Origin of the sequence: Tistlia sp., from assembly GCF_040905785.1 — a bacterium.
Taxonomy (GTDB): domain Bacteria; phylum Pseudomonadota; class Alphaproteobacteria; order Kiloniellales; family DSM-21159; genus Tistlia.
Genome location: NZ_JBBDQW010000056.1, coordinates 22,282 through 28,644, shown reverse-complemented (window position 1 = coordinate 28,644; position 6,363 = coordinate 22,282). Strand labels below are relative to the sequence as shown.

Sequence of the window (6,363 nt, the reverse complement as noted above, 5' to 3'; positions counted from 1 at the left end):
TCGAATCGACGACCTCCTGGGCCTACGTCGGCGCCGGCCTGCGCATCCAGCTCGACCTGCTCGGCCCCGAGCACTCCATGGAGTTCTCGTCGCTCTCGAACGGCCTCAAGGTGTTCATGTCGCGGGCCATCGCCGGCGACGCCCGCGAGGACCTGGTCGAGAAGCAGAACTCCGAGCAGGGGCTGATGCCGGTGGTCGAGGACGAGGCCGGGATCTACGGCTACACCGACGAGAACCGCCACATGGTCACCTGCTTCCGCAAGGGCGTGACGCCGATCGAGACCTTCGCCGACGGCGTCGGCGTGATGGAGCTGCTGATGGCGCTCTACAAGTCGGCCGAGACCGGCCGCACGGTCGAGTTCCGCGATCCCGAGCTCGACAGCTTCTTCCCGGCGGTCGCGCGGCCGGCGTGAAGCTGGCCGGCGTGAAGCTGGAAATCTTCGAGGCGCCGCAGCAGGCGGCCGCGGCCGCGGCAGAGCGCATCGCGGCCTGCGTCCGCGCCAAGCCCGCGGCCGTGCTCGGCCTCGCCACCGGCGCGACGATGGAGGAGGTCTACCGCTCGCTGGTCGCGCGCCTCGAGGCCGAGCGGCTGTCGCTGGGCCAGGTCACGACATTCAACCTCGACGAATACCTCGGCCTCGCCGCGGAGGATCCCGCCTCCTATCGCGCGACCATGAGGCGGCTGCTGTTCGGGCTGAGCGACCTGGACCCGGCACGCACCCACCTGCCGCGCGGCGAGGCCGCCGACCCGCAGGCCGAGGCCTCCCGCTACGAGGCGGCGATCGCGGCCGCCGGGGGGCTCGATCTGCAGCTGCTGGGACTCGGCCGCAACGGTCATGTCGGCTTCAACGAGCCGGGCTCGCCGGCGGACTCGCGGACCCGCGTCGTCCGCCTCTCGGCCACGACCCGGAAGGCCAACCGGAGGCACTTCCCGCCGGGGCGGGCGGTGCCGGAGCGGGCGATCACGCTGGGCATCGCGACGATCCTCGAGGCCCGGTCGCTGCTCCTGGTCGTGACCGGCGCGGCGAAGCGGGCGCCGCTGCGCCGGGTGCTGCAGGGACCGCCGGGCGCGGACTGCCCGGCCTCGCTGCTGCTCGGGCACCACGACCTGACGGTGCTCGCCGACCGCGCCGCCGCGGGAGAGGCAGCCTAGGGCCGATCCGGGACCAGCCGCCGCGGCCGGAACGGCTGGCGCGGCAAGGTCAGGCGGCCGCCGCCACCTCGGGTTTCCGGGGGTCCCGGCTCCGGCCGGTTCTGCTCGTCGGCCTGAGCCTTGTCCCGGACGGCCGCGCGGTCGCCGCTTCGCCCGGCGGCCAGCTCGTCGGCAAGCCAGCGAGCGACCTGCGGCGCGGCGACGCTGGTCCCGTTCAGGGCGACCATCGAGCCGCCCCAGGACCCGGCAGCGAGAGTGCCCCTCTGGACCGGGGAATCGTCGCTGGCCGCCAGCGCCTCCGGGCCGGCGCGGTGCGGAGTCCGCGCGTCGCGCGTCGGCGTGACGGGACCGGCGCCCGATTCCGGGGCCGGCGCGCCGCTGCCCCTGACGTAGCCGCCGACGACGACCGTCTCGCGCCCGGTCGCGAAGGCGTTGAGGGTGCCGGTCCGCTTCACCGGGCAGGGCGGATCCTCCGGCTCGGTCTCGAGCGGCCGGCCGATGCCGTCGAAGCGCCGATAGGCCGGATCCTCGAAATAGCTCTGGCGGCCGCGCAGCGGGTAGCCTGCGAGGCTGTCGTCGCGCTGGATGCGCAGGTGGATCTGCTCCTCCGGCCTCAGCGCCTTGTTGGTGACGGTGATCCGCCAGACGCCCGAGGGGGCCAGCGGCCGGGCGGTCTCGTGCGCCGTCGGCAGCAGGGCGATCATGATCCGGCCGCGCTCGGTCGGCGCGGGGAAGAAGCGGTAGTGGAGCTGGCCGATCGTCGCCCCGTCCCGTGCGACGACGACCGGCGGCCCCGGGGTCGCCTCGACGAGGGCCGTGGCCCGGCCGCAGGGGGAGGTCACCTCGACCTGCACCAGGTCCGGCGGATTGGGCCCACGGTGCGGCAGCCAGATCTCGACGTAGCTGGCGGTCCGGTCGTCCGGCAGCACGTGCCAGCTCAGCGTCCGCGACTGACCTGGCCGGTCGAAGGCGAGCACGGCGTGGCAGCGCGACAGGTGGCCGTTGCCGGCGGGCAGCACGACCCGCACCGGCCGCGGTCCCGCCTGCGAGACCTGGTCGAGCAGCCGCTCGAGCATGTCGGTGCCGTCGTGGGAGCCCGCGAAATTCCCGAAGCTGAAGTTGATCACCAGCGGCAGCATGCCGCCCGCCTGCCGGGCCTTGTCGATCTGCCGGGCCCGCTGCAGGATGTACTCGATGGCGATCGCGAGATCGGGTCCGATCCAGTCGCCGCTGCTGTCCTCGACCACGGTCGCCGGCAGCTGCACCAGGATGAGCGGGTAGTCCTCGTCGTGCGTGCCGGGGGCATGGCCGGCCGCCAGGGCGGCGACGTGGGTGCCGTGGGACCGGCGGAAGGCGGCCGACTTGTGCAGCCCGTCCGAGAAGTCGATCAGCCCGGCGTCCCGGTAGAAGGCCGCTTCGTCGAGCCGGCCGCCATGGCTGTGGCGCTGCAGAAGGGACTCGATCTCGGCGCGATCCAGCTCCCGGCCCCGGTGCCGGTTGGCCGGCGTGCCGTCCTGGATCCAGGCGAACTCGACGCGCGAGCCGTCGCACCGGCGGAAGAGCTCGTGGGCGAAGGCGATGCCGTCGTCGATCACGGCGACGATCGCCCGCGCGGGTCCGCCCGGCATGGCCTTGCCGGGTCCGAAGGAGGCCTCGAAGTTGCGCTGCCGCTTCGGCAGCACCCGGCCGAGGACCACGCGCTCGATCCCGAGCTCCCTCTGGTTGTCCTCATCGAAGACCAGCTCGAAGAAGGGCAGGGTGCCATAGGCGGTGGCGACCTGCCGCTCCTTGGGCAGCGCCGTCTGCTCGGGCTCGATCTCCGGCAGGTGGAACAGGCTCTCGGGGCGAAGGCCCGAGCGTTCGGCCAGGCGTCGGCGGAACTGGTCCAGGCTGATGTCCCGGAGCTCGATCTGCGCGCTCCACCAGCGCGACTCTTCCGGTTCGGGCGGCAGGAAATCCGCCATCTCCACCAGGCGCCAGTAAATCAGCGGATCGACGCTGGCGGGGACCCTGCCCTTGCTCCAGGAGGCTGCCATGGCTGGCCCTCTCCCGCCCCGTCTACCGGTCGCGCCCGCCGGGCGCCTGCCATTCGGCGACCGCCTTCTGCCACAGCCACTGCAGCAGCGGCGAGGCCGCGATCGCGCTGGCCTTGCCCAGGGGCGGCGCGAACCCGGGGTCGAGCGGCTCACCGATCTTGACGTCAAACAGGAGGCGCCAGTCGAAGTCGTCGTCCGCCGGGTAGAGCGTACCGTCGAAGCGTCGGCCCCAGGTGTCGGTCGCGCCGGTGCAACGGGCGACGAGGTAGCGTCCCAGCGTCAGCCCGAGCACGGCGCCCGCGGCACTGTCCACCGGGAAATGACAGCCCGCCACCGTGCGGTTGACGGCGATGCGCGCGGCGAGCCGCATCAGCTGCTCGCCCCAGGCAGGGTCGCCGTAGGACGAGCCGGGCGTCGCCGAGATCACCGCCCACAGCACCCGTGCCAGGGTGAAGGCTTCGGTGGCGTGGCCGCTCGGCAGCGTCCCGTGCGCTGGCGTCTGGATCATCGGCTGGACCTGCGGCGAGAGCTCGTGCGGGCGTGCGCAGGCCAGCGCGTGCTTCAGGCGCATCTCGACCAGGTTCGCCAGGCGCAGGGCGAGCGCCAGCAGCTCCAGCGTGTGCGGCGTGCGGTGGCTGTGCAGGAAGGCGATCGAGGCGAGGAAGGCCGTCGGCGCACCGAGCTGAGCCGTGATCTCCTGGGCCCGATCGGACCGCAGCTGCGCGTAGCTGTGCAGATAGTCCAGTTGTGTGCGGAAGCTCCCCATGGTCGGCCGCTTCATCTCGACCAGGGGAACGAAGTTCGCGGAGGGGGTCGGTGCGGCGGACAACTCCTGGTGCCAGACGGTAACCGATACCTTCCGCCCCTTCGGGCCGGCGCCGGTCGAAGGCGTGAAGGCAAGGCGCGACGAGAGCTCGAACTCGAACAGGCTCGCCCGCACCCAGGGTGCCCAGAACCGCAGGTTGTCGCTGCTCTCCAGCGCCAGCTCCTCGGGGCCCGTCAGGGCCCCCTCCCAGGGGCCGGCGATGCCGTCGCGGGTGGTGATCAGCGCCGAGGAGGTAAGCAGGTCGAAAGCGTCGCCGCCGAAGCCCCCGAAACCCCCGAAGCCGCCGAATCCTCCGAACCCGCCGAAGCCCCCGAACCCGCCAAAACCGCCGAAACCACCGAACCCTCCGAAGCCGCCGGAGGTGGTCTCAGGTCCTGCACCGCTCATCGCTTTCCCTCCTCCCGTTCACCGCTGCCTCGAGCCCAAGCCGCTTGGGGCGGCCGACAGCTGCCTCTCCCCTTCACTCCGGAACACCGACCTCGCGCAACGTCCGGGCGAAGGCTTCTCCGACCGGGTAGGCAGCGCTCGGGGACCCTTCGAGCCAGCCGCGCACGGTCAGCTTCGGCTCCAGTGTCGTCAGGTCGCGCGCGGTCTGGCGCGCCTCGGCCTCCAGGCCCAGGCGCCACTGCGCGACCGCCTTCACCCGCAGGGTCGAGGTGTGGTTCCGGTTGGCGCGCAGCGAGCGCTGCGCCAATTCCAGGGCGCGCCCGTAGTCTTCGGCCGCGATGCAGGCCGAGGCGGAGAGCGAATCGTAGAAGAAGCGGTGCGGGTCGAGCGGCGTCAGAAGCCGCGCGTGCTCCGTCTCCCGTACCGCCTGGCTGCCTTCGCCCCGGAAGGCGTGGAGCGTGCCCAGCAACAGGCGGCCGAGCGGATCGCTCGGGCTGCTCTCCAGGGCGCTGTGGTAGCGCTGCTCCCCGACGTCGAGCTGCTTGAGCAGGTTGGTGTGGACGAAGCCCTCCATCACCAGCGCCAGCGGGTTGTCGGGATCAGTGTCCAGGGCACGGCGGGTGCAGTCCAGGGCCAGGTAGGAGTCCCGGGAGCGTTCGTCGGACCAGCCCTGCTGGACGCGCAGGACGTGCCACCTGGCCATCCAAGCCTGCGGTAGGGGATGGCGCGGCGTGCGCTCGAGCAGGGCTTCCAGCAGGCTCCGCGCCATCAGGAAGTCGTGCGGGGACAGGCGATGCATGAGCTCGATGGCGCTCATCAGCAGCGTGTAGCTCTCCAGCGAAGGGCGCGGCCTGGACTGGGCGCGCTGCACCTCGCGCCGCAGGATCGCCTTGCGGATGTCGGCGACCAGCTGGCTGATCGCGCCCTGTTCCTCCTTGAGGATGTGGTCGAGCCTGTCGGTCAGCCGCTGGACCGAGAGCACGTTGCCGGATCTCACTTCGGCCAGCTCGACGTCCAGGACCACCTTGCGGTCGTCGCTGACGTAGGTGCCGGAGACGACGAAATCGGCGTGCAGCGCCTCGCCCATCCCTTCGAGCGAGGTGCTGCGCGTCCGGAAGACGCGGGTCGAGAGGCGCGAGATGACGTTGAGCTCGTGCGAGCGCGCGAGCGCGACGATGATGTCCTCCGCCAGAACCTCGCCGAGGGCCGCCGGGTCGAGGGTGCGCCGGCGCGGAATGAACGGCACCACCGCGACGGTCGGCAGCAGGTGGGTCTCCTGCAGCAGCGGCCTCAGCCGGGGATGGTGGCCCGGCGGGCGCACGCGGTAGGCCCTGACGGGACGGGAAAGGTGCCTCAGGTAGCAGTCGCCCAGATCCTCGAACTCTGCGTCCAGCTCGCTCGAGAGGGCGTCGCGGACACCGGCCGAGGTGACGATCTCGCCGGGCTCAGCGACGCCCATCAGACGCGCCGCCACGTTGACCCGCCGGCCGTAGAGGTCCGCGTCGCTCTCGACGACGTCGCCCGCGTCGATGCCCATGCGCAGCAGGATCTGCGGCTCGTCCGGCGCGGCGCGGTTGCTCTCGTCGCTCAGCCGCTGGATCGCGAAGGCGGCCGCGACGGCCGCCTCCGGCGTCGGGAACTCGGCGAACAGGCCGTCGCCCAGCGACTTGACCACGCGGCCGCCGTGCTTGGGCACGAGGCCGCCGCTCACCGCGCTGACGAAACCCAGCCAGTGGCGGAGCACCGCCTCCTCGTCCGCGTCGATCAGTCGAACGGATTCGACCCTGTCGACGAAGAGGACGGCACGTGACACTCGATTCAGGCTCGCCACCCCCCACTGGGCGAGCTTGTCGGGAGCGACACCGGACACGGGGGGTGTTCCTCGCAACTCTGGACCGGCACTTCTTGAGCCGGAGATAGACTACAACGCCGCCAAGGCGGAGGCGACAGTATTTCGGCGG

5 protein-coding genes are annotated in these 6,363 nt (G+C 72.0%); 2 read left to right on the top strand and 3 right to left on the bottom strand.

Annotation, left to right across the window (positions count from 1 at the left end; translation table 11 throughout):
• Both WD341_RS13245 and WD341_RS13240 read left to right on the top strand, forming a co-directional pair.
• Positions 1 to 413, top strand: a 413-nt coding sequence (locus tag WD341_RS13245) for a hypothetical protein (RefSeq protein ID WP_368425941.1), incomplete at its 5' end; no start/stop codon positions are given.
• Positions 414 to 424: 11 nt separating this feature from the next.
• A complete protein-coding gene (locus tag WD341_RS13240) occupies positions 425 to 1,153 on the top strand; it encodes a glucosamine-6-phosphate deaminase (protein WP_368425940.1) in 729 nt (242 codons plus the stop codon).
• Here the strand turns inward: WD341_RS13240 and WD341_RS13235 are convergent.
• The 3 genes from WD341_RS13235 to WD341_RS13225 all read right to left on the bottom strand — a co-directional run bounded on the left by WD341_RS13235 (position 1,150) and on the right by WD341_RS13225 (position 6,272).
• Positions 1,150 to 3,189 carry a S8 family serine peptidase gene (locus WD341_RS13235; protein ID WP_368425939.1) on the bottom strand — a complete coding sequence of 680 codons (2,040 nt, stop codon included), beginning with the start codon at positions 3,187 to 3,189 and terminating at the stop codon, positions 1,150 to 1,152. The two genes, WD341_RS13240 and WD341_RS13235, sit on opposite strands and share 4 nt — an antisense overlap.
• 22 nt (positions 3,190 to 3,211) lie before the next feature.
• Positions 3,212 to 4,402, bottom strand: coding sequence for a phosphatase PAP2 family protein (locus WD341_RS13230; RefSeq protein ID WP_368425938.1), 1,191 nt, complete (start codon positions 4,400 to 4,402; stop codon positions 3,212 to 3,214).
• 73 nt (positions 4,403 to 4,475) lie between these two features.
• Positions 4,476 to 6,272 (bottom strand): adenylate/guanylate cyclase domain-containing protein, encoded by a 1,797-nt coding sequence (locus WD341_RS13225; RefSeq protein ID WP_368425937.1) that lies wholly within the window; start codon positions 6,270 to 6,272, stop codon positions 4,476 to 4,478.
• Between the last annotated feature and the right edge of the window lie 91 nt (positions 6,273 to 6,363).

What these genes read in the sequence shown, in the direction of transcription:
- WD341_RS13230 (WP_368425938.1), bottom strand. Translation starts at nt 4,402, where the DNA reads ATGAGCGGTGCAGGACCTGAGACCACCTCCGGCGGCTTCGGAGGGTTC.
- WD341_RS13235 (WP_368425939.1), bottom strand. Translation starts at nt 3,189, where the DNA reads ATGGCAGCCTCCTGGAGCAAGGGCAGGGTCCCCGCCAGCGTCGATCCG.